The following is a 23,704-nucleotide window of genomic DNA, read 5'->3' as shown; positions in this document are numbered from 1 at the left end:
ATATTTAACTGATGGCATGTTACGCTGCATAGGTAAATAACGTTCTTGTCAATTTTGAAGTTGTGCCCTAGCCGCAATTGTTCGGTTTGGTGGCTACAGGTAGATCGGTTTCAATGACGCGACATACATCTTCAGACTCTTTTTCTACCCCTACTAGGAACTGGCTCGGATTGGGTGGCTGGAACCTCTATTTTCTGGGGAAGCTGGCGTTGCTTTGGGGGGGATATCTCAATTATCACCCGCTGGCCAATCTGGTATTTGCTGCGTTTCTGCTTTTTCCACTCTCCACTACTACACCAATGCGGCGCGCAAGGTCGTTGATCGCCCTGCCGATAGGTATCGGGCTCTTCTATCACGACACCTGGCTGCCTGGTTTCGAGAGCATTGTCAGTCAAGGGGGGCAAGTTTTCTCTTTTACGGCTGATTACTGGTTGGAGTTATTCGAGCGTTTCATTAATTGGGAGATGGTCGGGGTTGGTTTTGTCATGTTGACGACCTACCTGTTTTTGGCGCAGTGGTTACGGTTTACACCCTGGGTGCTGGTTGCTCTGCTCTGGCTGTGGTTCTCCCCTCAGTTGTCGAGTGTGCTGCCGGGAATGAATGCACAAGCATCAAGCGTGGCCACCCAACCGGTGAAAAGGGTCGCTGAACACGAATCGGGGACGGGAGAACTGGAACAGCAGCTTGATCAAAGTGCTCCGCCCACCAGTGCCAACCTCAATACCTATCTGAATGATTTTTATCTTGAAGAGCGTGGGCGCGAGACTCGGTTTCCACAGCAGTTGCCTGCCAAAGCGACTCCTTTCGATGTGCTTGTCATCAATATCTGTTCTTTGGCCTGGAGTGATGTCGAGGCGAGCGGTCTGCTGGAGCATCCTGTATGGCGTCATTTCGATCTGATGTTCGACAGCTTTAATTCTGCCACCTCTTATAGCGGCCCTGCCTCGATTCGTCTGCTGCGTGCCAGTTGTGGTCAGCCCAGCCATCAGGATCTCTATTTAGCCGCCCCCAAACAGTGCTTGTTAATGGAACAGTTGGCTCAATTGGGATTTGAGAAGCAGGTGGCAATGGACCACTCTGGTGGGTTTGGGAATTATCTCAAGGAGCTAAAAGAGCTGGTCGCTCTCGATATTGAACCTATGAGCAGGGAAGGCTTACCGCATGATTTGGCCTCTTTTGATGGTGAGCCTATCTATCGGGATGATGCCTTGTTTGCTCGCTGGTTGCAGAAACGAAGCCAGAGCCAAGCTGATCGCAATGCCACCTTCTTTAACCTTATTGCTCTGCATGATGGCAATCGTTATGCCAAAAATCGGCAGCCAGCCCCCTACAAAGCACGGCTGCGCACTTTGCTGGATCAACTGGATCACTTCCTCTCCGAGCTGGAGCGCTCCGGTCGCAAGGTGATGGTGGTGGTGGTGCCGGAGCATGGTGCCGCCCTGACCGGTGACCGTATGCAGATGTCGGGGTTGCGGGATATTCCGAGCCCTGCGATTACCCGCATTCCTGTTGGCGTGGCCTTTATCGGCACCCAGGCTCCCCATGAGCCGACGCGCCATATCCCGGGAGAAAGCAGCTACCTAGCCATTTCCGATCTGGTGGCCAAAACGCTGGCGAGTGACCTGTTCGGCATGCCGACCATCGACTGGAATGGGCTGATCAACAACCTACCCAAGACCCCCATGGTGTCGGAGAATCAGGGAACCGTGGTGGTGCATTACCAGGATGATTACCAAATCAAACTGGGACAGGGCGACTGGGTTCCTTATCCCCAATGATCCGGAGAGCAGCATGACGACTGATGAGCAGGTCAGTAAACCGGCACCTTTTGATGTATCCGTAGAAGGGGGGGGGGGCACTGATATCGAGCTTGTCCAGAAGGCGTTTGGTGTCAGTTTTCTTTATCACGATATCGCCCTGGAAGAGCATCTGACAGAGATCCGGTCGCGCTTTCCTCTGCTCGCCGAGCTGGATTTGAAAAAAAGGAACGAAGAGTGATTACCGTTGCGCTGCAAGGGATAAGAGGTGGCGTGGGAACGACCTCAATCGTTGCGGGGTTGGCGCTGGCTGCCAGGCGGCAGGGCGCCAGGGTGCTGGCTGTTGATCTCTGTCCTGACAATCAATTGCCGCTCCATTTCGGGAGACCTCACGATGAGGTGTGCGGGTGGGGTTTGCTGGCTGATCCGACAAACAATTGGCGCTCCGCCATCTATTGCTGGCAACCCGATCTGGATCTGTTGGCTCAGGGCGGTGTTACGGGACTGTTGTCTACTGAGTGGTTATCTGCGGTTGAGGGGTATGATCTGGTGCTGCTGGACCTGCCTGCTGGCGTGACGCCGGTGGCATCAACCCGATTGCTCACCGTGGTCAATGCCGACGCTAACGCCCATACGCGGCTCTATCGCCATTCATTTCTTCCCCAAGAACAGGTAGTGGTCACTCAATTTACTAGTCGGCGTGCACTGCAGCAGGATCTGCTCGACCTCTGGATGGAGGGGGGGGTCCCTCTGCTCACTATTCGCCTGCATCGGGATGAATCGATGGCGGAGGCGATGGCAGCCAAATTGCCGGTCGGTGACTATGCGCCCGACAGCTTGATTGCCCATGAGCTGGATGCGTTGGCGCGCTGGTGCCTCAGTCACGATAGAGACGTTTCATGCTAACTGCCTTGCTGACACCTGCCGCCATGTGCTGGTTACGTGACCGTTACCGGGAGTTGCGGGGCTCTGGCTCATCCCGCTGGGCCGCTGCGTCAGTGACGCTGTTGCGGTTGCTGGCGTGGGCACTGTTTCCACTTGAGAAACCTGCTTGGCAACGCTTGCTTGCCCGGAGCGATACCCTTTATCCACATGTGACGCATACCCGCCCCGGGGACCCGCTTCGCTGGCTACTGCAGTCACTCTGGCTACTTATCTGCAGGCCAGAACCCAGACCGTTCCGCTGGCCGGCATGGTGCCTGCGGCTGTGGCAGAAAGGTACCTTGTGGCTGGAGGGGCGGCTGGCACACTTCGAGCGCAACCAGTTGCAGCGGTCACGCAATGCCGTGGCTGTTGCCAGATGGAAGAGCGTGTTGCTCTGTACCGTGGCGGGGCTGTTTAGCCTGCTCTGTATTACTCAGCCTTTTGATCTTTATGCCCAGCTGGTCTTTGTCCTCATGCTGGCCGTGATGGCATTCGTGCTGCGCGCCGTACCGGGGCGTTATCCCATGCTGATGATGATGGTGCTCTCCCTGACCGTCTCATGTCGCTATATCTGGTGGCGCTATACCTCTACCCTGGACTGGCTTGACCCCATAAGCTTGTTCTGCGGTTTGTTACTGCTGGCGGCGGAGACCTATGCCTGGGTTGTCCTGATCCTGGGGTACTGGCAGACCGCATGGCCACTCAATCGCCCGCCCGTACCTATGCCGGCTGATATTGCCAGCTGGCCTTCGGTGGATTTGATGATCCCCACTTACAACGAGGATCTGGCCATCGTCAAAGGGACTGTCTATGCCTCGCTGGCGCTGGACTGGCCAAAAGACAGACTGACCATCTGGCTGCTCGACGATGGCGGGCGCGAGGAGTTCAGACTGTTCGCCGAGGAGGTCGGGATCCGCTATGTGGCGCGTCCTACTCACGAGCATGCCAAGGCGGGCAATATCAACCATGCCCTCAAGTTGGCGAGTGGGGAGCTGGTGGCGATCTTCGACTGCGATCACCTGCCGACCCGCTCCTTCCTGCAGATGACGGTGGGGTGGTTTTTCAAGGATCCCGCACTGGGTCTGGTGCAGACTCCCCACCACTTCTTCTCGGCCGATCCCTTTGAGCGCAACCTGCATCGCTTTCGCAAAATGCCCAACGAGGGGGCCCTCTTCTACGGGTTAGTGCAAGATGGCAACGACATGTGGGATGCCACCTTTTTCTGCGGCTCCTGTGCCGTCATCAAGCGTTCGGCACTGAATGAGATTGGCGGGCTGGCGGTCGAAACGGTGACCGAGGATGCCCATACCTCGTTGCGGTTGCATCGTCAGGGGTACACCTCTGCCTATATGCGGATCCCCCAGGCGGCGGGGTTGGCAACCGAGAGCCTGTCGGCTCATATCGGCCAGCGTATTCGCTGGGCCCGCGGTATGGTGCAGATCCTGCGGCTGGACAACCCGCTGTTTGGCAAAGGGATCAGCCTGGGGCAACGACTCTGCTACTTCAACGCCATGCTCCATTTCCTGGCCGGGGTTCCGCGGTTGATCTTTCTGACAGCTCCGCTGGCCTTTCTGATCCTTCATGCCTATGTCATCTACGCCCCCGCGGCGGCGATCGCCCTCTACATGTTGCCGCACCTGTTCCATAGCGCGATGACCAACTCCCGGATCCAGGGCAAGGTACGTCACTCCTTCTGGGGTGAGGTCTACGAGACAGTGCTGGCCTGGTATATCGCGCGGCCTACCACTGTGGCCCTCTTTGCCCCGCACAAAGGCCAGTTCAACGTGACAAGCAAAGGGGGATTGACGGAGGAGGTCTATCTCGATCTGGAAGTATCACGTCCCTATCTGATCCTGGTGCTGCTCAATATCTGCGGTCTTGGATTCGGTATCTGGCGCATTCTGGTCGGGCCGTCCGACGAGATCCCGACCCTGATCCTCAGCATGTTGTGGGCCCTCTACAACATGACCATTCTGGGTGGAGCATTGGCCGTTGCCTTCGAATCTCGCCAGATGCGCAGCAATCCACGGGTGGAGATGGCGATGCCTGCCGCCATCAAACTGGCCAATGGACATCTTTATCCCTGTACCCTCAGCGACTACTCGAACGGCGGTGTGGGCATTCGTCTCGATGCGCCTCTGCCTCTGGCTGGCAAGGAGCGGGTCTGGCTGTTGCTGCGCTATGGACACCGGGAAGCGGCATTCCCCGCCCGGGTTCAGCGCATATTTGGCAGTCGCCTCGGGCTGGAGCTGGAGCCAATGGACAAGGCGCAACATATTGCGTTTATCCAGTGCACCTTTGCCCGCGCCGATACCTGGTCTTTGTGGCAAAAACGGCTGGGCAGCGATCGTCCGTTGCACAGTTTTTTCCAGATAGTTCAGCTGGGCTGGGGGGCTTACTGGCGTCTGCTGCGCTCCACGCCGCTGGCTTCGCTCTGCATCCTCAGTGAGAAGCTGGTGTTCTGGCTGCTCTCTTTTGTTCCACGTCGCGTCTCTTCGGATTTTCGTTCCGGAACCCCGACAGCACAGACAGTAAAAGCATCATGAAACCAAAACCTTACTTGCTTACATTGATACTGGCGGCTTCCACGGTATCGGCGACAGAGATGACGGGACCGCTGCCCGCGGTAGATGCCCCGGTTCGCACTCGTTCCATGACGCTGGAGCAGATGGCTGCACAGCCAGGCACTTTCTCCCTGCGCGGCAACTTGCCAGATGGGCTCGCCGATTTCACCGTACGGCGTGACGAGGTGGTGACCCAGGCCACACTGGATCTGGATTTCACCCCTTCGCCTTCCCTGCTGCCGCTGGTTTCGCAGCTCAAGGTCTATCTCAATGACGAGCTGATGGGCGTGCAGCCCTTTGTTGACAAGCAGATGGGGCAGCGGAGCTACGCCTCTATGGTGCTTGATCCCCGTTACAGCAAAGATTTCAACCGGCTCAAACTGAACTTCATCGGCCACTATCAGAAGGTCTGTGAAAACCCGGCCAGCGATACCCTGTGGCTCAATATCAATCGGGATACCCGCCTCAATCTGCAGTTGCAGACCCTGCCGGTACGCAATGAGCTCTCCTTCTTCCCGATGCCGTTTCTCGACACGCGTGATGATGCGCAGCTGGTGCTGCCCATGGTATTTGCCGGGGCGGTTTCGCTGGAGCAGCAACAGGCGGCAGCGGTGCTGGCGTCCTGGTTTGGGGCCAAGGCGCAATGGCGCGGCCAGCATTTTCCGGTGCTGATCAATGAGATCCCGACACGCAATGCCATCATTTTTATCACCAACGATAGTCGCCCCGACTTTCTGGTCGATTACCCCAAGGTGACGGGGCCCACCATCGATATGGTGAGTGCGCCTGATAACCCCTATGTGAAATTGTTGGTGATATCGGGGCGAAATGAGGATGACCTGCTGCTTGCCAGCAAAGGGATCGCGCAGGGGAATGTCTTGTTGCGTGGTCAGAGCGTACGGGTTGAAGAGCTCAAGCCTCTGGCTCCAAGAGTGCCCTATGACGCACCCAACTGGGTTAGGCTGGATCGGCCGGTGCGTTTTGCCGAGTTGCTCGACTATCCGGGTCAGTTGCAAGCCAGCGGGCGAGCGATCTGGCCGCTGGATCTCACCGTCAAGTTGCCACCTGACCTCTATCAGCCGGGGGCGAACGGGATCAAGCTGCAGCTGGGATATCACTACACATCACCGGTGCTGCATGACGGCTCCCGGCTGGATGTGAAGGTGAACGATCAGCTGATGAAGTCGTATCCCCTGGAGCCCGACGAGATCAAGGGCAAGCAGTTGCTGACGCTGCCCCTCTGGTTGACTGGCGACGATGAGTCCAGAGCGTTGCGGATGCCCGGGCTCAAGAGCGGGCAACCCAATCGTCTCAGTTTCGCGTTCCAATATGGTCAGCAGCTCATGGGCGGGCATGAGGATGGTCGCTGCGATCTGCTGTTGCCACCGGCCCATCAGGTTCGGATTGATGAGAATTCGACCCTCGACTTTACCGGCTACCGCCATCTGATCGAGATGCCGAACCTGAAGGCCTTCTCCGGATCGGGTTTCCCGTTCAGCAAGCTGGCTGATCTATCTGAAACACAGATAGTTATGCCGCTTAAACCATCTTCAGAGCAGATATCTACCCTGCTCGATACCCTGGGGGCGATCGGTGCAGAAACCGGTTATCCGGCCCTGGCGGTGACCCTGACCAATGATTGGCAGAAGGTGCGGGATGCCGACCTTGATACCCTGCTGATCGGCGATCTGCCCGCCGAATTTCGCCATGATGCCGAACCGGATGCGCAGCTCGCCTCGCTGCAGAGCTGGATAAATCAGCCGAGGCGCGAGTTCAGGTCGGTCGAGCACTCGTCAGCCAGCGACCGCCAGCCAGAGGCAAGGGTCGGGATCAGCGGGAATGATGCGATAGCCGTGGTACTTGGTCTGCAATCGCCTGCTCACCCGCAGCGCAGCGTGGTGGCCCTGCTGGCAGATGGTAACGCCGGTATCCGATTGCTGAACGAGACGATGCAAGCGCCTTCGCTGCGGGCTCAGGTTGAGGGCTCGGTGGCGATTATCCGGGAGGCCGGGGTCACCGCGCTGGATGTTGGCGATCGCTACGAGGTGGGTTATCTCCCCTGGTGGGAGCGCGTGTGGCATCTGCTGGCCAACCATCCGGTGCGTCTGGCCGGGGTCACGCTGATCAGCATGCTGCTGCTGGGATGGGGTCTCAGGTTGTTGCTGGCTCAGGTCAGTCGTCGTCGTTTGAAGGAAGAGTAAGAGATGAGAAAGATGATCCGACAGATCGCGTTACTGCTGCTCTGGTGTGCCAGCGTACTCCCGGCACGAGCAGCGTGTGACTGGCCCGAGTGGCAGCAGTTCAAGCGGGATTACATGACTGCCGAGGGACGGGTGGTTGACCCGTCAGACGCGCGCCGCATCACCACCTCGGAAGGGCAGAGCTATGCGCTCTTTTTTGCGCTGGTCAACGATGATCGGGAGACGTTCGAGCTGGTGCTGAACTGGACCGAACGCGAGCTGGCAAAAGGGGATCTGACCGGCTTCCTGCCTACATGGCTATGGGGGCAGCAGGGAGATAAGTGGGGTGTGCTGGATGCCAATAGCGCGGCAGATTCGGATCTCTGGATCGCCTACAGCCTGCTGGAGGCCGGGCGTTTGTGGCAGAACCACAGCTACGAATCCATCGGCACCATGCTGCTGCGTCGTATCGCCCGGGAAGAGGTGGCACGAGTGCCGGGCTTGGGGCCGGTGCTGCTGCCGGGGCCCAAAGGATTTGTTGCGGAAAATCGCTGGACGATCAACCCCGCCTATTTGCCGCCCCAGTTGCTGGCGCGAGTCGCCGGCATGCAGGGGCCGTGGCAAGAGATGCACAAGCAGTGGCCCGCCATGTTGATGGCAAGTGCCCCCGGGGGATTTGCCCCTGACTGGGTCGACTGGCAGCAGCCGACAGGCTGGGTGAGCAACGCCAAGCATGGTGATCGCGGCAGCTATGATGCGATCCGGGTCTATCTCTGGGTCGGTATGCTCAGCGCTGACGATCCGGCGAAACAGCAACTGGTGGCCCACTTCTCGCCCATGCAGGCCTATATCAATCGAACCGGCCAGGTTCCGGAGCGCATCGATACCGCCACCGGCAAGGTTGAGGGAAGTGGTGCGGGCGGTTTTGCCGCGGCCCTGCTCCCCCTGATGCAAGGAGAGCCTGCACTTGAGGCGCTGCGCGAACAAGTCGGCCAGCGCGGCTGGGATGCCCATGCCTACTATGGCAGCGTGCTGACGCTGTTCGGCTCAGGCTGGGATCAGCAGCGTTATCGTTTTGCGGCAAATGGCAATCTGATCCCCCGCTGGAGCGAGCAATGTCATCAACCAGAGTGACATCCCTCTGCCTGGCGCTCGGGTTACTGATGAGCGGTCAGGCCCAGAGTGCGGTTGAGCCCGTCAGCTGGTTGCTGGAGCAGGTGCGCGTCGGGGAGGCGACCCATAACGAGGCGCTGATCAGCAATTCGCTCTACTCCCTCTCTCTGGTTGAGCCGAACCACCCCGAGCTGCTGGCTGCCAGGGCTCGTCAGGCGCTGCGTCTTGGCAAGCTGGTCGATGTCCGGCAAGCGCTGACAAAGTTGGCCAGCGTGGCGCCGGATTCGAGCCAGTACCGGCAGATCATGGCCGCACTGGCGCTGGAAGCTCCCGCTGTGCGCCAGCAGTTGCAGCAGGCTCGCGTGCTTGCCAGCGCAGGGCGCTTGCAGGAGGCGCAAGCCGAATACCGCAAGCTGTTTGGTTCTGATGGGCCGCCGACGCTGGATCTGGCGGTGGAATATGCGCTGCTTGAGGCCCGCATTCCCGCTAGCCACAAGGCTGCGATGGCCACCTTGCAGGATCTTGAGCTGCGCTATCCCGGTCATGCCGGGTTGCGGGCCGGTCTGGTGAGCAACCTGCAGCAGGATGGTCGCTATCAGGAGGCCATGGTGTTGCTCAAGCGCATGGCACTTCATCCCGGTAGCCGAGATGCTGCCGCCTCTCTCTGGCTCGCTTCGATCCGCGATATGCCGGTCGGTACTGAGAGCATGGATGCGCTGCGCCAGTTCGTTGTGACGTTTGGCTCTGACAGCGAGGTGGATGAGGCCTTGAAGCTGCTTGATACCCAGGAGCAGCAGTGGGCATCTCCGGCCTTTCGTCAGCGTCAGGAAGCACTGGCACGCAACCGTGCCGGCAAGGCATCGGTGCGGGAGATCAGCGCTGCGCTGGTTGCCAACCCTGATGATCAGGGGCTGAGAGGCGCCCTGGCCGAAGCCTACTCACGCAACAACCGGCGTGCGGAAGCGGTAGCCCAGCTGGAGCAGCTGTTGCGGCAGCCTGACGTAGCCCAGCGCGCAAAGTGGGAGAGCTTGCTGGCGACCAACCGTTACTGGTTATTGCTTGAACGTGCCGACAAAGCTGCCGCCACCCGGCAGTGGGAAGAGGCTGCGACTCTTTACCGGCAAGCCACCCTGCTTGATCCGCAGGAACCTGAGGGGTGGCTTGGGGTCGGTGACAGCGAACTCGCTCGTCAACAAGAGCGGGAGGCAGAGCAGGCCTATCGCAAGGTGCTTGCCTTTGCTCCCGGCAACGAGCGGGCGCTGGGGCGTCTGTTTGATCTTTATGTAAAGCAGGACCCTGCCAAAGCAGTAGCGCTGGCCAAACAGAGTCGATCTCCTCGCTTGCAGGCACAAGCTGCGCAGCTCAAGGCAAAGCAGCTGGAGGAGGAGGCCGACACGCTTGTTCAGGCGGGCAAATGGCCGCAGGCAGTAGCGCGGCGTCAGGAGGCATTGCGCTTGCGACCTGATGATGTCTGGCTGGCGTATCGGCTGGCTGAAGATTTGGCTCATGTCGATGGCTCTGCTGCGGGTGAGCATCTGCTGCGGCAACGCCTTGCTGCCACGCCTCGTGATCTCTCGTTGCGTTATGCCACCGCACTCTTTCTTTCCGGACAGGGCCACCTAGCGCAAGCCCGCACTCTGCTGGCCGAAGATCCCGCTGCACGCTGGAGCGACGATATGCGTGAGCTGGATAGCCGACTTGCTCGCCGGGAACTGGTGGCACAAGCGACCCGACTTCGTGAGCAGGGCGATGAGGCTGCGGCCGAGCGGTTGCTGCAACCCCTGTTGCCTGATGAGGATATCGCTTTGCGGTTGGCGCAATGGGCGATGGTGCTAAGTGACAGGGTACGTGCCGCGCAGCTCTATCAGAGTATTCTGGCTGAACATCCGCTGCATCCCGATGCGCGGCTTGGCATTGCTGAAATCGCGTTGGCCAGAGGGGATCGCCAAGCGGCTTATCGCTGGCTGCCTGCATGGCCAGATAGCCCATCGCCCGACAAGGTGAATCTCTATCGTCAGGCTGCCAATCTTTACCAGCAGCTGGGGGAGCCTGATATTGCACAGGCGATTTTTGCCACCTATACCCCGCTGGTGTCCGGGCTGCCCTCCTCTCAAGAGACCACCCTGTTTTGGCGTGACGCTGCACGCCAGCGTTTTGCCAGCGGAGACAACAAGGGGGCCCTGGCCCTGGATAGAAAGGCCCTGTTGGCCGGCGGTATTGTCCCCCGGGAAGATATATCTGATGGCGATCTGAGCGAGCAGGCGCGTCGCCAGCGTGGTGACGACTGGCTGCTCTCAGGCCTGCGCAGCGATCTTGATCGGCACTATCGTCAGGAGCAAACCACCTTCTCGTTTGACAGTGACTACTGGGGCTCCAGTGGTACGCCAGGCTTGTCCAATCTTCGCGCCCTGACCCAGATGCTGCAGCTGGATATGCCTTTGGCAGGCGGAACCTGGTTCAACCGACTCGAGCTGGTCGAGATGGATGCGGGAACTCTGCCTGCTTCGCCCTACAAGGAGCAACTGGGCACCTGTGCCGAGACAAGTTGCAGTGGCATGGAGCGACAGCGACAGCAGGGTACTGCGGTCGCCACCGGTTGGCACGATGAGCGTTGGTCGTTTGATTTGGGGACAACACCGGTCGGGTTCGAGGTGGTGGACTGGGTCGGCGGTGCAAGTGTGAGAGGGGATTGGCAGAGCCTGGGGTGGCGGGCCACCGCGTCACGCCGGCCGCTCAATAGCTCTCTGCTCTCCTATGCCGGTGTCAGCGATCCCGGCAGTGGTATTCGTTGGGGCGGTGTGCGAGCCAATGGCATACGCCTGGATCTGAGCCATGACCAAGGTGGGGACACAGGTCTCTGGGGTAGCGTTCAGCAGCATCTCCTGACGGGCAAGAATGTGCCTGACAACTGGCGTACCCGGCTGATGGGCGGCAGTTATTACAAGCTGATCAATGAGGATCACCGTCGGGTCAGTGTCGGACTGAACGCCATGTGGTGGCACTATCAGCAGGATTTGAGTGGTTACACCCTGGGGCAAGGGGGGTATTACAGTCCCCAGCATTATCTCTCGGTATCGCTGCCGGTCAGCTATCGCCAGCGTGTGCAGGACTGGTCCTGGGAGCTTGGTGGCTCTGTCTCCTGGTCACAGGCCAGAACCGATGACAGTCGCCGTTATCCTCTGCCCGGTCTGTTGCCGGATGGCTTGCCGGATAAGGATGCCCCCGTGGCGGGGGGCAGCAGCAGTGGCATGGGTTATACCCTCAATGGGATGGTCGAGCACCGCCTGACCGATCATTGGCGTATCGGTGGTCGCATCGATATTCAGCAGGCGGATGACTATGCCCCCAGCCATGCCACTCTGTTCCTGCGTTACACCTTCAAGCCGTGGCGGGGAGATCTCGATATGCCGCCACTGCCTCTGACCCCGTATGCGGAGTTTGATTGACGAGATGCCTGGTTTGCCACCGGGCATCTTTGCATGGCGTCACTTCAGATAGGATCGCAGGACGCTGACTACCTGATCCAGATCCTCCAATCGCTCGGAAGGGGTGGCATCGGGGGCGCCGAGATGCTCGCGCATATGTCCCTCCAGCACCTCCAGCATCAGGCCGTTGACGGCGCCGCGGATGGCAGCAATCTGCTGCAAAATGGCGGTGCAGTCGCTCTCCTGCTCCAGCGCGCTCTCCAGCGCACCGGCCTGTCCCTTGATGCGGCGCACCCGTGCCAGCAACTTCTTTTTGTCGTGAATGGTGTGGGACATGACGGATCCTCTCGATCAATAAAACTATACTGGGGTATAGTATATTGCATCGTCGCTCTCAGGAGAAATCCATGTCATCCCTCGCTCAATCCCACTGCCATCAACCCGTCATCCACGAGGGCAATCCGCTGGCCGAACAGAAGACCCGCTGGGCCGTATTGCTGACCGTCATCATGATGGTGGCGGAGATTGGCGGCGGCTGGTTCTACAACTCCATGGCGCTGTTGGCCGACGGCTGGCACATGAGCTCCCACGCACTGGCGCTCGGTCTCTCGGTGCTGGCCTACCGCGCCGCCCGCCACTTCGCCCGCGACCACAGATTCAGCTTCGGCACCTGGAAGATCGAGGTGCTGGGTGGCTTCACCAGCGCCCTGTTACTGGTGGGAGTGGCCGGGGTGATGCTGTTCGAGTCGGTGTTCCGGCTGCTCGATCCCAGCCCGATCCACTATCAACAGGCGATCGCTATCGCGCTGGTGGGGCTGCTGGTGAACCTCGCCTGTGCCTGGCTGCTCAAGGATGATCACGGCCACCATCACCATGGGCATGACCACCATCATGACCATGGCGATCACCACGGCCATCAGGATCTCAACCTGCGCGCCGCCTATATCCACGTGCTGGCGGATGCGGCCACTTCCGTGCTGGCGATTCTGGCGCTGACTGGGGGTATGTTGTGGGGGGCCGACTGGCTCGATCCGCTGATGGGCATAGTCGGTGCCGGACTGGTTGCGGTATGGGCCTGGGGGCTGTTGCGCGACTCTGGTCGGGTGCTGCTGGATGCCGAGATGGACGCCCCTGTGGTGGCGGAGGTGCGTGAGGTGATTGCCGAGCTGCCGGGCACTGATATTCGCGATCTGCATGTCTGGCGGGTAGGGCAGCAGCAGTATGCCTGCGTGCTCTCTTTGCTGATGGTCAATCCGCTACCGGCGCAGCAGATCCGCGAACGGTTGGCGATCCATGAAGAGCTGGTGCATGTGACCATCGAGATCGCGACCGAATAAAAGCAAACAGGGGGTCTTGGCCCCCTTGGTTTCAGTGCCGTTGGTTCCCTGATGTCAGTGCGGCTGTCCGGTGATTTCATCCTGGGGCTTGTGTTGCCACACAGCGCCGAGAAGCAGCTTGAGCAGCAGTCCGGGCGGGTTGTCCAGCAGCTTGCCGGACTCCAGCAGCAGCTGACCATCGGCGCGAAACCCGAGGCTGGCATCTATGGTGCCATCCTCCGAGACCACCTGGATCAGGCCATGGAGGGCGGAGCGCTCGCCGGGCTGACAGCGCAGCCGCAGCTCGCGGGGTTCCCCCAGCAGGGTGAAGGCGCGGCTCAGCGGGGGCGAGTCTTCATAATCTGGCCAGTTGAAGAAGTGATACTGCTCGGCCAGGGTGCCAGCCTGCTGGCAAAACTGGTCGAACAGCTGCCCGATCGCCTGATACTCCTGATCGAGTCGTCTTGCCTGTTCTTCAATCCGTTTCATTGTTTACTCCTTGTCTATCCACTTGATCAGATATTGCTTTTCTGACCCCGTGACTGCCGTTTTCCAGATATGAGGCCAAATGGCCGCGAGGTCTGTGAGCCGGATCGAAGTTTCAGTCTGAAAACGTTATCTTGTTGAAACTGGATGGTTTTTTTGCCCTTCCGCTCACATTTGAATCGATTGCCGCTGATTAATATGGCACCGCCTGGCAATGACCGGGTGCTCGACTATCGAGACTAACTACAGCGGGAATTATAAAAATATGGATATGAAAAAGACCAAAGTGGCGCTGGTAACAGCCTCACTGCTCGCGCTTTTGTCTGGCTGTAATGACAACAGCTCTGATGCCTCCGGTGTGAACCCCGTCCCCCCTACACCGCCTACACCTGAAGTCACCGATGGGCCTGTCGCCCGTCTGCCCAAGATGGATCCCCCGAAAGAGTTGCTGGTTGCCGGGGAGAATCAAGTGGTCATTGCGCTGGTGGATACCCAGTCGGCAGCCAAGGGGGCCAAGGCACCGTTTGACAGCCACAGCCTGCATCTGTGGAACAACGATGCCTGTAACGCCACCGCTGATAGTGGCCTGAATACCGGGTGGGATGACAAGAGCAAGACTCCTGCCACCGTCGACAGCTTTGGTCCGGCCTGGGTCGTTCCGCTCAAAAATGTGGAAGGGTGCATCAACTTTATCGCTCGCAACGGCGATCTGGCCAACCTGACCGGCAGTGATATGAAGGTGAGCTTCAGTGAGCACCCGGATCGCACCGTGGCCATCGTCGCGGGCAAGAAAGATCTGTTTGGCAGCCGTGCCGAAGCCTTTACCGCCGCCTTTGGCGTGGCGGGGGCCAGCGCTCATCTTATCGATGGCAATACTCTTATCTGGCAAGGGGGCAAGGACAAGCCCCACGTTCGCCTCTATTACAGCGACTCGGGCACCATCAAGGCCAATGCCGATGGGGTGTTCGATTTCCCCTATATCAGCCTGACCGCGACCAGTCTGACTGCCGAGCTGCAGGCCAAATATCCGCATCTCAAGGATGCCGCCGCCTTTGCCCTGCCTGCCGGTAAAGATCTCAAGCCCCTGCTCAAGGGGGAACTGGTGGCTATCGGCACCGATGCCGATGGTATCCTGCAGGGGGCGACCCTGGTGCAGAGTGCCGGTGCTCTCGATGCACTCTATGCGACAGAGGCGACCAAGCTGAGCTATGGCGCCGTGGTAGAGGGCAACCGGGTGACCTTCCGTCTCTGGGCACCGACCGCCAAGTCGGTCAAGCTGGCCCTCTACAACGCCAGCCACCAGAAGAGTGGTGAAGTGGCCATGACCTTCGACAGCGCCAGCGGCAGCTGGAGTTACGAAGGGGGCAGCGAGCTGATCGGCCAATTCTACCGCTACGACATGGAGGTCTACCATCCGCTGAGCCGCAAGGTCGAGCACTACGAGGTGACCGATCCCTACTCCCTGAGCCTCGCGATGAACTCCGAGTTCAGTCAGGTAGTGGATCTCGACGATCCGGCCCTGAAACCGGAAGGATGGGACAGCCTCAAGGCGCCCCACAGCCAGCAGAACCCCGCCGACATCACCATCTATGAGGCCCATATTCGCGACCTGACCGGTAACGATGCCTCCACCGATGAAGAGAAGCGCGGCAAGTTTGTCGGTCTGACCCAGCCCGACTCTGTACCGGTCAACCATCTGAAAGCGCTGGCAAAAAGCGGCGTCAGCCACCTGCACCTGCTGCCGGTGTTCGATATCGCTACCGTCAACGAGGATCCGGCCAAGGTAGCCAATCTCGGCGATGACTTCAGCAAGCTCTGTCAGGTCAATCCGGATGTGAAAACATCCAGATTTGGTGGCTATTGCGGTGGCGGTCAGACCGTGGGAGATGTGCTGGCCGACCTGCAAGGGGGCGACAGCAAGGATAATCCGCAGGTGCAGGAGCTCTCCGGTTACCTGCGCGGGGTCGACTCCTTCAACTGGGGTTATGACCCCTACCACTACACCACGCCGGAAGGCTCCTACGCCACCAATGCCGAGGGCACCAAACGTATTCTGGAGTTCCGCGAGATGGTCAAGGCCATCAAGCAGAACATCGGCATGAACGTGGTGATGGACGTGGTCTACAACCACACCAACGAATCCGGGCTCGGCCCCAAGTCGGTGCTCGACAAGATAGTGCCCTGGTACTATCAGCGCCTCAATCCGGAGACCGGCTCGGTGGAGAACTCCACTTGCTGCTCCAACACGGCGCCGGAACACGCCATGTTTGCCAAGCTGATGGATGACTCTCTGGTCACCTGGGCGCGCGACTACAAGATCGACGCCTTCCGCTTCGACCTGATGGGCCACCATCCGAAAGATCAGATGGTGCAGGCGCTGGCCGCGGTGAAGAAGGTCAATCCCGAGATGTACTTCTACGGCGAGGGGTGGAACTTCGGCGAAGTGCAGGATGACAAGCGCTTCGTGCAGGCGACCCAGAAGCATCTGGGCGGTACCGGTATCGGCTCTTTCTCCGATCGCTTGCGCGATGCGGTGCGCGGCGGTAGTCCGTTCGACGGCGGCGATACCATTCGCAAGACCCAGGGCTTTGGCAACGGTGCTTTCGTCGATCCTAACGAAATGAGCAAGGTGGATCTGGCTACGGCCTTGCACCAGTCCGATCTGGTGCGGCTCGGCATGGCGGGCAACCTCAAGGAGTTCGTGCTGACCGACAAGGATGGCATGCCAAAGAAAGGCGCCGAGATCGACTACAACGGTCAGAGCGCCGGTTATGCCCAGGATCCGGTGGAAGTGCAGAACTACGTCGACAAGCACGACAACCAGACCCTGTTCGACAACCTGATCTACAAGGCGCCTGCCGGAGCCTATCTGGTGCGGATGCAGGGGGTCTCGCTGGCGACAGCCATGCTGGGTCAGGGCATTCCCTTCACCCACGCCGGTGTCGAGCTGCTGCGTTCCAAATCCATGGAGCGGGACAGCTATGACTCGGGCGACTGGTACAACAAAGTCGACTACACCCTGGGCGACAACAACTTCGACAAGGGGTTGCCGCGCAAAGACAAGGATGGCGACAACTATCCGCTGATCGAGCAGGTGCTTGGCAAGTATGCCAAGCCGGGCTCGGCCGAGATGGCGCAGATGGTGAGCTTCTATCAGGAGCTGGTGGAGCTACGCAACTCTTCCCGTCTGCTGCGTCTGGGCAGCGGCGCCGAGGTGATCAAGCGGGTTGATTTTCGCAATACCGGCCCGGATCAGGTGCCCGGCCTTATCGTCATGACGGTGGATGATGGCGTCAGTTCCGGGGGGGATCTGGATCCGGCCATCGACGGTTTGGTGGTGATGATCAACGCTAGCAACCAGAGCCAAAGCATCGGCGACTTCCGTGACGGTAACGATCAGCCGATCGATCTGAGCGGTATGCTGCTTAGCAGCAAGCATCGCGCAGTCGACAGCATCGCCAGCGGCGCCGCCTATGATAACGGCCAGCTGACGCTGGGGGCCTGGTCTGCCGCTGTGTTCGTCAAGCTACAGAATGGCGCCCAAGGCGCGGGCCTGCCGGTCAGCAAGAAGACCGACCTGAGCACCCTGCCACCGTTTGGCAACACCGATGTTTATCTGAAGGGGTTCCTCGATGAGTGGGGCAACACCAACCAGATGACCTTCAGCGGCAACTTTATGTACGAGTTCACTACCGAGGTGAGCACCGACAAGCTGGGTACCACCAACGTCAAGATCGCTGACGCCAGCTGGGGGCCGGTCAACTACGGCAGCTGCAACGCCGGTGACAAGCTGGTGGTCGGCACTCCGCTGACCCTTTGCAAGGGGGGAGAAACCGGCAATATCGGTGTCGATCTGGCCAAGGCAGGCAGCTACAAGTTCGTCTTCACCGCCATGAACAAGGACAAACCGACCCTGAGCGTCAGCTTCACCGAGCCGGTGCAGAGCTGCAAGGTGCTGGATACGGTGGCGGGCAATCCGCTCGGCTACAACCTGTTCGTCAAGGGTGAGCTCTCCAGCTGGGGAGCCCAACCTCAGTACCAGCTGAGCTACAAGGGGATGGACGGTGATCTCGCCATCTATCAGGCGGCGTTCAACTACGCCGGCAGCACCGAGTTCAAGGTCGCCAACGAGGACTGGAGCAAGGAGTACCTGCTCAACGGTGGCGGCGCGGTGAACGCTGAAACCGGCTATTCGTTCGCCTTCTCCAAGGGTGGCAGTGCCAATAACAGCATCACCCTGCCGCAGGGGCTGTGGAGTGTGCTGGTGAAGGTTGACCCGGCTGGCGTCAAGGCGGGTACTGCCGTCATTCAGGAGTGCAGCGTCAAGTAAGCAAGCCATTGAGTCCGGGGGATGGCTCGGCGCCCCCGGGTTGAATTCCACCTTGCCAAGGGTGGGATAACTCCGAGAGAGTAAGCAAAGCGCGACTGCCGACCGGCAGGCGCGCTTTTTCTTTTACGGGGGGCCGTGAGAGGAAAAAGAAAAGCCGTCCCGGTTGGGGGACGGCTTTTGGCTGGGATGCCATTGGCTGGCTTAACCCTTGCGTAGCAGCCGCAAGGCGTTGGCGGTCACCAGCGCGGTGGCGCCGGTATCGGCCAGCACCGCAATCCACAGGCCGGTGATGCCGAGCAGGCTGGTGACCAGAAAGATGGCCTTCAATCCCAGTGCCAGCGCGATATTCTGGTGAATATTGGCCAGTGCCGCCCGCGACAGCCGGATCATCGCGGCAATACCGCCGAGCTGGTTGTGGGTCAGCGCCGCATCGGCCGTCTCCAGCGCCACATCGGTGCCGCCCCCCATGGCGATGCCGATACTGGCCCGCTTCATGGCGGGGGCATCGTTGATGCCATCGCCGATCATCGCGACTTTCTGCGAGCTGGCGAGCTTGGCAATTTCATTGACCTTGCCCTCCGGCAGCAGACCGGCGCGCCAGCCCATGCCCAGCTCGGTGGCGATCGCCTCGGCGGCGCGGGGGTTATCCCCGGTTAACATGATGCTGTTGAGCCCGAGTCGGTTGAGCTCTTGCAGCGCGGCTGCCGCCTCCGGCCGGATCTGATCCCGCAGCGCCAGCAGGGCGACCGGCAGCGCTTGGTCGCCGCTGCTCTGGCAGAGCACCACGACGGTCTTGCCCTGCCGCTCCAGCGAAGCAATCCGGGTCTGCTGTTCCACATTCAGGGTCGCCACCCGGCTCGGTGCCAGCAGTTGCCACAGTTCACCGTTGATGCGTCCCTCAACCCCCATGCCCGGCAGTGCGCGCAGGTCGCGGGCCTCCGCCAGCGTCAGCCCCTGTTCGGTCGCGTTGGCGACCACGGCGCGGGCCAGCGGGTGGTGAGAGCCCTGCTCGATGGCAGCCGCCAGTGCCAGCAGTTCGGTTTCCGGCTGGCCATTGAGGCTCACCAGTTCGGTCAGTTGCGGCTTGCCCAGGGTCAGAGTGCCGGTCTTGTCAAAGGCGACAGTGTCGATATGGGCCAGTCGCTCCAGCGCTGCCCCGCCCTTGATTAGCGCCCCCTGACGGGTGGCGGCGGCTAGCGCCGAGGTAACCGCTGCCGGGGTGGAGATGACCAGCGCGCAGGGGCAGCCGATCAGCAGCAACGCCAGTCCGCGATAGATCCACTCTTCCCAGCTCTGGCCGAAGGCAAGGGGCGGCACCAGCACCACCAGCAGGGCGATCAGCATCATGGCCGGGGTATACCAGCGGCTGAAGCGGTCGATAAAGCGCTCGATGGGGGCGCGCTCGCTTTCGGCCTCCTCGATGAGGTGCAGAATGCGGTCGATGGCGTTGTTGCCAGGCTCGGAGACGACTTCAAGGCGCAGCACTCGATCGGCAGCCAGACTGCCGGCCGGCACCTTGTCCCCCTGGCGACGTTCCACCGGAATGGATTCACCGGTCAGGGCGCTCTCGTCAAACGCACCGAGCTCATCGAGTAGGCGGGCGTCGGCAGGCAAGCGGGCACCCGGGGCGATTTCGATAATATCGCCTGGACGCAGCTCATCGGCGCCGACCTCTTCCCGCACCTCGCCTTCAGCAGTGATACGGATCCGCAGCGCCTTGTCAGGCACCAGCGCCATCAGGGCGGTCACTCCAGCCCGGGCGCGACCGGCGGCGTAGGCCTCCAGATGTTCACCCAGCATAAAGAGCAGCAGCACCATGGCCGCTTCGGCGGTTTCACCGAGGAACAGGGCGCCCAGGGCGGCCACCGTCATCAGGGTCTCGATGGCGAAGGGGGAGCCGCTTTTGGTCAGTGCCCACGCCTTGCGGGAGATGGGCCACAGCCCCCAGAGGGTCGCCAGGGTAAAGAGTGGCTGACCGAGCTCTTTCGGCAGCAGGGCGGCGACCAGCATCAGGCCGGCCAGTGACAGGGGCTGCCAATATTTGCCCAAAAGGTTACCGAATAGATTGCCCTGCAGGGGCTGTTGTGAAGCTTGCTTACGGCCAGCTGCTTGCTTGTCAGCGCTTTCCCCCTTGAGCTGGAAACCGGCGGCCAGCACGGCGGCGGTGACGGGATCGGGGGAGAGGCCGGGTGCCAGATCCACTACCAGCTTCTCGGTGGTAAACAGCACGCGCGCCTGCTGCACGCCGTTCACCCGGCTGACGGCGGTCTCGATCTTGCGGGCGCAGCTGGGGCAATCCATCCCCAACACCTGCCAGCTGTGGCGGCTATTGCCTTGCACAGGCGCAACCAGCGGGTCGGCAGGGGGCATATCGTGCTCATGCTCATGCTCATGCTCATGCTCATGCTCATGCTTATGATCGTGAGCTGGCGATAAGGGGGCACTGCAGCACGCTTGATCGTGGCAACCTCCTCGGGGAGGCTCTTCATCCCCGGGGGATTCATTGCTGTCACGGGATGCGTTCTCATGAGGCGTCGGGGTTGAACAGCAACTGACGGGCGTGGTGTTGTCGCAGCAGTGGCTATCGTGGTGATGCTCACTCTGGCCGGGGGCCGCCTTGCTGACGGCCTTGATGGGGGCGGCGTGCTGATGATTGCAGCAGGATTTGCTCATGATGAGTCCCTCTTGATGGATCCCGCCCCTGCGAGATCCCTGATTACCGAGAAGGAGTCTAAACCTTGGTGTTAAGTCCAAGGTCAACCCCTTTATATCCCTTGTCTTCGCGGGTGTTTGTCTGGTCTCGCCGCCCCTATACTGATCACCCGGATTTTTACTACACCAATAAAGGACATAACACATGAGCAACTCAGTCACTCTGCAAGGCAACCCGGTCTCCGTCGCTGGTCACTTCCCGGTCGCCGGTGAGCAAGCCAAGCCCTTCTCTCTGGTGGCCAAGGATCTCTCCGACGTGACCCTGGCAAGCTTTGCCGGTCAGCGCAAAATCCTGAATATTTTCCCGAGCGTCGATACTCCGACCTGCGCGACCTCTGTGCGCAAGTTCAACGAGCAGGCCAGCGCGCTGGAGAACACAGTTGTGCTGTGCATCTCCGCCGATCTGCCGTTCGCCCAGTCCCGCTTCTGCGGCGCCGAAGGTCTGGACAAGGTAGTAACCCTCTCTACCCTGCGCGGTGCGGCCTTCATGGAAGATTACGGCGTTGCCTTCTCTTCCGGCCCGCTGGTCGGTCTGACCGCTCGCGCCATCGTGGTGCTGGATGGTGACAACAAGGTGCTGCACAGCGAGCTGGTCACCGAAGTGGCCGACGAGCCGAACTACGCTGCGGCGCTGGCCGTGCTGTAAGGCTGCAAGCCATAAAAAATCCCGCTTCGGCGGGATTTTTTATGCGGGAATTGTCCATTCAGGGCGTAGCTGGCGGGGTGGTCGCCGGTTCAGCCTTGGCGGGTGGGGAGGGTTGCCACTCTGCATAGGGGCGGTGGATCTTCTCGTAGATCTCGGCCAGTTTGCCAGTGGCAGCCAGCTGATCAATGGCTTGGCGGAGAAATTCGTCCATCTCATCACCTGCTGCCCCTTTCTGGATGATGAAGACATCCTCGAAATCACCGAAAAATTCTCGCCTGATATTGGTCAGCCCCAGCTGCTTGAGCATCAGGTCGGCCTCCTCTTGTGCCCAGACAAAGGCGTCGATACGGCCGCGTGAGAGCTTGCGCAGTGACTGCTCGATACTCATCGAGCGCTGCACCGGGAAGGGCATATAGTCGGGTACGGCCTCGATCAGCAGATCCCGTTTGGTGGGCACTATGCCATAGGCCATATCCGTGGTGACCGGATAGGCGGTATTGCTGTAAATCACATGGGCAACCTTGCCAAAGCTGCGGGTGCTGAAGCGATAAGCCAGCATATCGATATCCTTGAGGTTGCGGATGGCGGGCAGCCCCAGATCAGCCTTGCCGGAGATCACCCCAGCCATGGCACGGGCGATGGGGTAGATGGTGATCTTGATGGTCACATCGGGGTAGAGATCATCGATGGCGTGTACCAGATCGACAAAGGGGCCTGTCTTGTCGGCATTGATCAGCCCCGGCAGCTCACCAAGGTGGGCATTGAGGATGCGCACCGGTTTAGACGGCTCGGGGGCGGCGTCGTTTTCCGGAGTCTGCGACAGGCCGAGGGTGGCGCTGCCGAGCAGGGTGACCACGAGCAGCAGAAGGGGGATGTGTCTGGTCATGGCGAGTCTCTCTTGGTGATGGGTCAGCTAAAGTGTAGTCAGCCGGTCGCCAGCCCCCTCGGCCAGGCCATCATGGATAGGGTTTTACTTCTCGGCCCCCGCTCACTAGACTTCGCCTCCCACTTCTTTGTTGACGTAGCGCCATGACCTTTAGCGAACTTGCCCTTCATCCTGCTCTGCTTGCCTCTTTGCCCGCCACCTTGCAGACGCCTACCCGCATCCAGCAGTTGGCCATTCCGGCGGCGCTGGCGGGGCAGGATCTGCTGGCACTGGCCCAGACCGGCAGCGGCAAGACGCTGGCGTTTGGCTTGCCGCTGCTGCAACGGCTGGATCCTGCCTCCAGTCAGGTGCAGGGTCTGGTGCTGGTGCCGACCCGCGAGCTGGCGATTCAAGTCACTGCCGCGCTAAAAGAGGGGGCCGAGGCGCTGGGGCTGCGCATCGTGACGTTGTGTGGGGGCGTTGCGCAGGAGCGGCAACAGGCCGAACTGGCGCAGGGGCCACAGCTGCTGGTCGCCACACCGGGGCGGTTGCGGGATCTGCTGACCCAGCAACTGTTGGGGCTGGATGGTTTGCAACTGCTGGTGCTGGATGAAGCGGATCGCTTGCTGGAGATGGGCTTTGCTCCCGACATCAAGGCACTGCTCGGCTTTATTCCGGCGGATCGCCAGACCCTGCTCTTCTCCGCCACCTTGCCTGCCGAGCTGGAGACGCTGGCCAACGGCCTGCTGCACGAGCCTAACCGTATCGAGGCAAACCCCCTCAACAGCGTGGTGAACGAGATCGAAGAGCGGCTCTATCTGGTCAACAAGAGCAGCAAGGTCCCGGCGCTCATCAGCCTGCTCAAGGAGCAGGCGTGGCCGCAGGTGCTGGTCTTTATCAGTGCGCGGGATGATGCCGACGGGGTTGCCAGAAAGCTGGCCAAGGCGGGCATTGCGGTGGCCGCCCTTCATGGCGAGAAGGAGCAGGCGGTGCGCGAGCAGGCGCTCGGCGATTTCAAAGAGGGCAAAATTCGGGTGCTGGTGGCCACCGACCTGATGGCGCGCGGCATCCATGTGGAGGCGCTGCCGGTGGTGATCAATCTGGATCTGCCCGCCAGCGCCCCTGTCTATGTACACCGCATCGGTCGTACCGCCCGGGCTGGCCGCGAGGGACTGGCCATCTCGCTGGTTTGTCATGGCGAGAGTGACATGCTGCAAGCTATCCGCACCCTGACCGGCCGCGAACTGCCGTTGGGCGATCTGGTGGGGTTCCCTGTCACCGACCAGCCTGCCAGCGGGGAGGGCAAGCGCCCCCCTCGTGACAAGCAGGCCAATCGCCGTACTCAGGCCAAACGCAGCGTCAAGCAGTTCAAGGGCAAGCGCTGAC

At 60.4% G+C, this 23,704-nt stretch carries 15 protein-coding genes; 11 read left to right on the top strand and 4 right to left on the bottom strand.

Annotation, left to right across the window (positions count from 1 at the left end):
• The first annotated feature begins 170 nt into the window (after window positions 1–170).
• Genes bcsG through bcsC form a run of 7 tightly spaced genes read left to right on the top strand, consistent with a single transcriptional unit; the run spans window position 171 to window position 11,984 of the window.
• The gene (bcsG, locus tag OKC43_RS12745) at window positions 171–1,778 is read left to right on the top strand and encodes a cellulose biosynthesis protein BcsG (protein WP_223849281.1); all 1,608 of its coding nucleotides are present in this window, start codon (window positions 171–173) and stop codon (window positions 1,776–1,778) included.
• A gap of 13 nt (window positions 1,779–1,791) precedes the next feature.
• The gene (gene bcsR, locus OKC43_RS12740) at window positions 1,792–1,998 is read left to right on the top strand and encodes a cellulose biosynthesis protein BcsR (protein WP_042084267.1); all 207 of its coding nucleotides are present in this window, start codon (window positions 1,792–1,794) and stop codon (window positions 1,996–1,998) included.
• Window positions 1,995–2,663 (top strand): cellulose synthase operon protein YhjQ/BcsQ, encoded by a 669-nt coding sequence (locus tag OKC43_RS12735; RefSeq protein ID WP_236271955.1) that lies wholly within the window; start codon window positions 1,995–1,997, stop codon window positions 2,661–2,663. Before bcsR ends, OKC43_RS12735 begins: the two co-directional genes overlap by 4 nt.
• On the top strand, window positions 2,657–5,227 hold the full coding sequence (gene bcsA / locus OKC43_RS12730) for a UDP-forming cellulose synthase catalytic subunit (protein ID WP_236271954.1): 2,571 nt from the start codon (window positions 2,657–2,659) through the stop codon (window positions 5,225–5,227). The genes OKC43_RS12735 and bcsA overlap by 7 nt, the downstream gene beginning before the upstream one ends.
• Complete coding sequence (gene bcsB, locus OKC43_RS12725) at window positions 5,224–7,446, top strand: cellulose biosynthesis cyclic di-GMP-binding regulatory protein BcsB (protein ID WP_265344113.1); 2,223 nt, start codon at window positions 5,224–5,226, stop codon at window positions 7,444–7,446. The genes bcsA and bcsB overlap by 4 nt, the downstream gene beginning before the upstream one ends.
• Window positions 7,447–7,449: 3 nt before the next feature.
• On the top strand, window positions 7,450–8,559 hold the full coding sequence (gene bcsZ / locus OKC43_RS12720) for a cellulose synthase complex periplasmic endoglucanase BcsZ (protein WP_236271952.1): 1,110 nt from the start codon (window positions 7,450–7,452) through the stop codon (window positions 8,557–8,559).
• The gene (gene bcsC, locus OKC43_RS12715; protein WP_236271951.1) at window positions 8,541–11,984 is read left to right on the top strand and encodes a cellulose synthase complex outer membrane protein BcsC; all 3,444 of its coding nucleotides are present in this window, start codon (window positions 8,541–8,543) and stop codon (window positions 11,982–11,984) included. The genes bcsZ and bcsC overlap by 19 nt, the downstream gene beginning before the upstream one ends.
• A 39-nt stretch (window positions 11,985–12,023) precedes the next feature.
• Here bcsC and OKC43_RS12710 read toward each other — a convergent pair whose 3' ends face one another.
• Entirely contained in the window at window positions 12,024–12,299 is a 276-nt protein-coding gene (locus tag OKC43_RS12710; protein ID WP_021230923.1) for a metal/formaldehyde-sensitive transcriptional repressor, read from the bottom strand.
• 71 nt (window positions 12,300–12,370) lie between these two features.
• Between OKC43_RS12710 and dmeF the strand changes: the two genes are divergently transcribed.
• The gene (gene dmeF / locus OKC43_RS12705) at window positions 12,371–13,300 is read left to right on the top strand and encodes a CDF family Co(II)/Ni(II) efflux transporter DmeF (protein WP_236271950.1); all 930 of its coding nucleotides are present in this window, start codon (window positions 12,371–12,373) and stop codon (window positions 13,298–13,300) included.
• Window positions 13,301–13,354: 54 nt separating this feature from the next.
• On the opposite strand, the gene OKC43_RS12700 is transcribed toward dmeF, so the two are convergent.
• Complete coding sequence (locus tag OKC43_RS12700) at window positions 13,355–13,768, bottom strand: hypothetical protein (protein WP_058058596.1); 414 nt, start codon at window positions 13,766–13,768, stop codon at window positions 13,355–13,357.
• A gap of 262 nt (window positions 13,769–14,030) precedes the next feature.
• Here OKC43_RS12700 and pulA point away from each other — a divergent pair, with 262 nt between their 5' ends.
• Window positions 14,031–18,095, top strand: coding sequence for a pullulanase-type alpha-1,6-glucosidase (pulA, locus tag OKC43_RS12695; RefSeq protein ID WP_236271949.1), 4,065 nt, complete (start codon window positions 14,031–14,033; stop codon window positions 18,093–18,095).
• A gap of 201 nt (window positions 18,096–18,296) precedes the next feature.
• Here pulA and OKC43_RS12690 read toward each other — a convergent pair whose 3' ends face one another.
• A complete protein-coding gene (locus tag OKC43_RS12690; protein ID WP_236271948.1) occupies window positions 18,297–20,768 on the bottom strand; it encodes a zinc/cadmium/mercury/lead-transporting ATPase in 2,472 nt (823 codons plus the stop codon).
• Between the two features lie 184 nt (window positions 20,769–20,952).
• On the opposite strand from OKC43_RS12690, the gene tpx reads away from it, so the two are divergent.
• Window positions 20,953–21,453 (top strand): thiol peroxidase, encoded by a 501-nt coding sequence (gene tpx / locus OKC43_RS12685; protein WP_203119317.1) that lies wholly within the window; start codon window positions 20,953–20,955, stop codon window positions 21,451–21,453.
• Between the two features lie 58 nt (window positions 21,454–21,511).
• Here tpx and OKC43_RS12680 read toward each other — a convergent pair whose 3' ends face one another.
• The gene (locus OKC43_RS12680) at window positions 21,512–22,339 is read right to left on the bottom strand and encodes a transporter substrate-binding domain-containing protein (RefSeq protein ID WP_236271947.1); all 828 of its coding nucleotides are present in this window, start codon (window positions 22,337–22,339) and stop codon (window positions 21,512–21,514) included.
• A gap of 143 nt (window positions 22,340–22,482) precedes the next feature.
• Between OKC43_RS12680 and OKC43_RS12675 the strand changes: the two genes are divergently transcribed.
• The gene (locus OKC43_RS12675; protein WP_236271946.1) at window positions 22,483–23,703 is read left to right on the top strand and encodes a DEAD/DEAH box helicase; all 1,221 of its coding nucleotides are present in this window, start codon (window positions 22,483–22,485) and stop codon (window positions 23,701–23,703) included.
• Window position 23,704: the final 1 nt, after the last annotated feature.

The sequence above is a fragment of the Aeromonas sp. Y289-2 genome, from assembly GCF_027705925.1.
GTDB classification, from domain to species: domain Bacteria; phylum Pseudomonadota; class Gammaproteobacteria; order Enterobacterales; family Aeromonadaceae; genus Aeromonas; species Aeromonas veronii.
Note: the sequence above shows the minus strand (reverse complement) of the source record. Positions and strands in the feature narration are given on the sequence as shown.

Coding starts and splice junctions, on each gene's coding strand:
- bcsA (WP_236271954.1), top strand. CDS start 2,657: ATGCTAACTGCCTTGCTGACACCTGCCGCCATGTGCTGGTTACGTGAC.
- OKC43_RS12700 (WP_058058596.1), bottom strand. CDS start 13,768: ATGAAACGGATTGAAGAACAGGCAAGACGACTCGATCAGGAGTATCAG.
- dmeF (WP_236271950.1), top strand. CDS start 12,371: ATGTCATCCCTCGCTCAATCCCACTGCCATCAACCCGTCATCCACGAG.
- OKC43_RS12680 (WP_236271947.1), bottom strand. CDS start 22,339: ATGACCAGACACATCCCCCTTCTGCTGCTCGTGGTCACCCTGCTCGGC.
- bcsC (WP_236271951.1), top strand. CDS start 8,541: ATGTCATCAACCAGAGTGACATCCCTCTGCCTGGCGCTCGGGTTACTG.
- OKC43_RS12690 (WP_236271948.1), bottom strand. CDS start 20,768: ATGAGCAAATCCTGCTGCAATCATCAGCACGCCGCCCCCATCAAGGCC.
- bcsZ (WP_236271952.1), top strand. CDS start 7,450: ATGAGAAAGATGATCCGACAGATCGCGTTACTGCTGCTCTGGTGTGCC.
- pulA (WP_236271949.1), top strand. CDS start 14,031: ATGGATATGAAAAAGACCAAAGTGGCGCTGGTAACAGCCTCACTGCTC.
- OKC43_RS12675 (WP_236271946.1), top strand. CDS start 22,483: ATGACCTTTAGCGAACTTGCCCTTCATCCTGCTCTGCTTGCCTCTTTG.
- bcsR (WP_042084267.1), top strand. CDS start 1,792: ATGACGACTGATGAGCAGGTCAGTAAACCGGCACCTTTTGATGTATCC.
- bcsB (WP_265344113.1), top strand. CDS start 5,224: ATGAAACCAAAACCTTACTTGCTTACATTGATACTGGCGGCTTCCACG.
- OKC43_RS12710 (WP_021230923.1), bottom strand. CDS start 12,299: ATGTCCCACACCATTCACGACAAAAAGAAGTTGCTGGCACGGGTGCGC.
- tpx (WP_203119317.1), top strand. CDS start 20,953: ATGAGCAACTCAGTCACTCTGCAAGGCAACCCGGTCTCCGTCGCTGGT.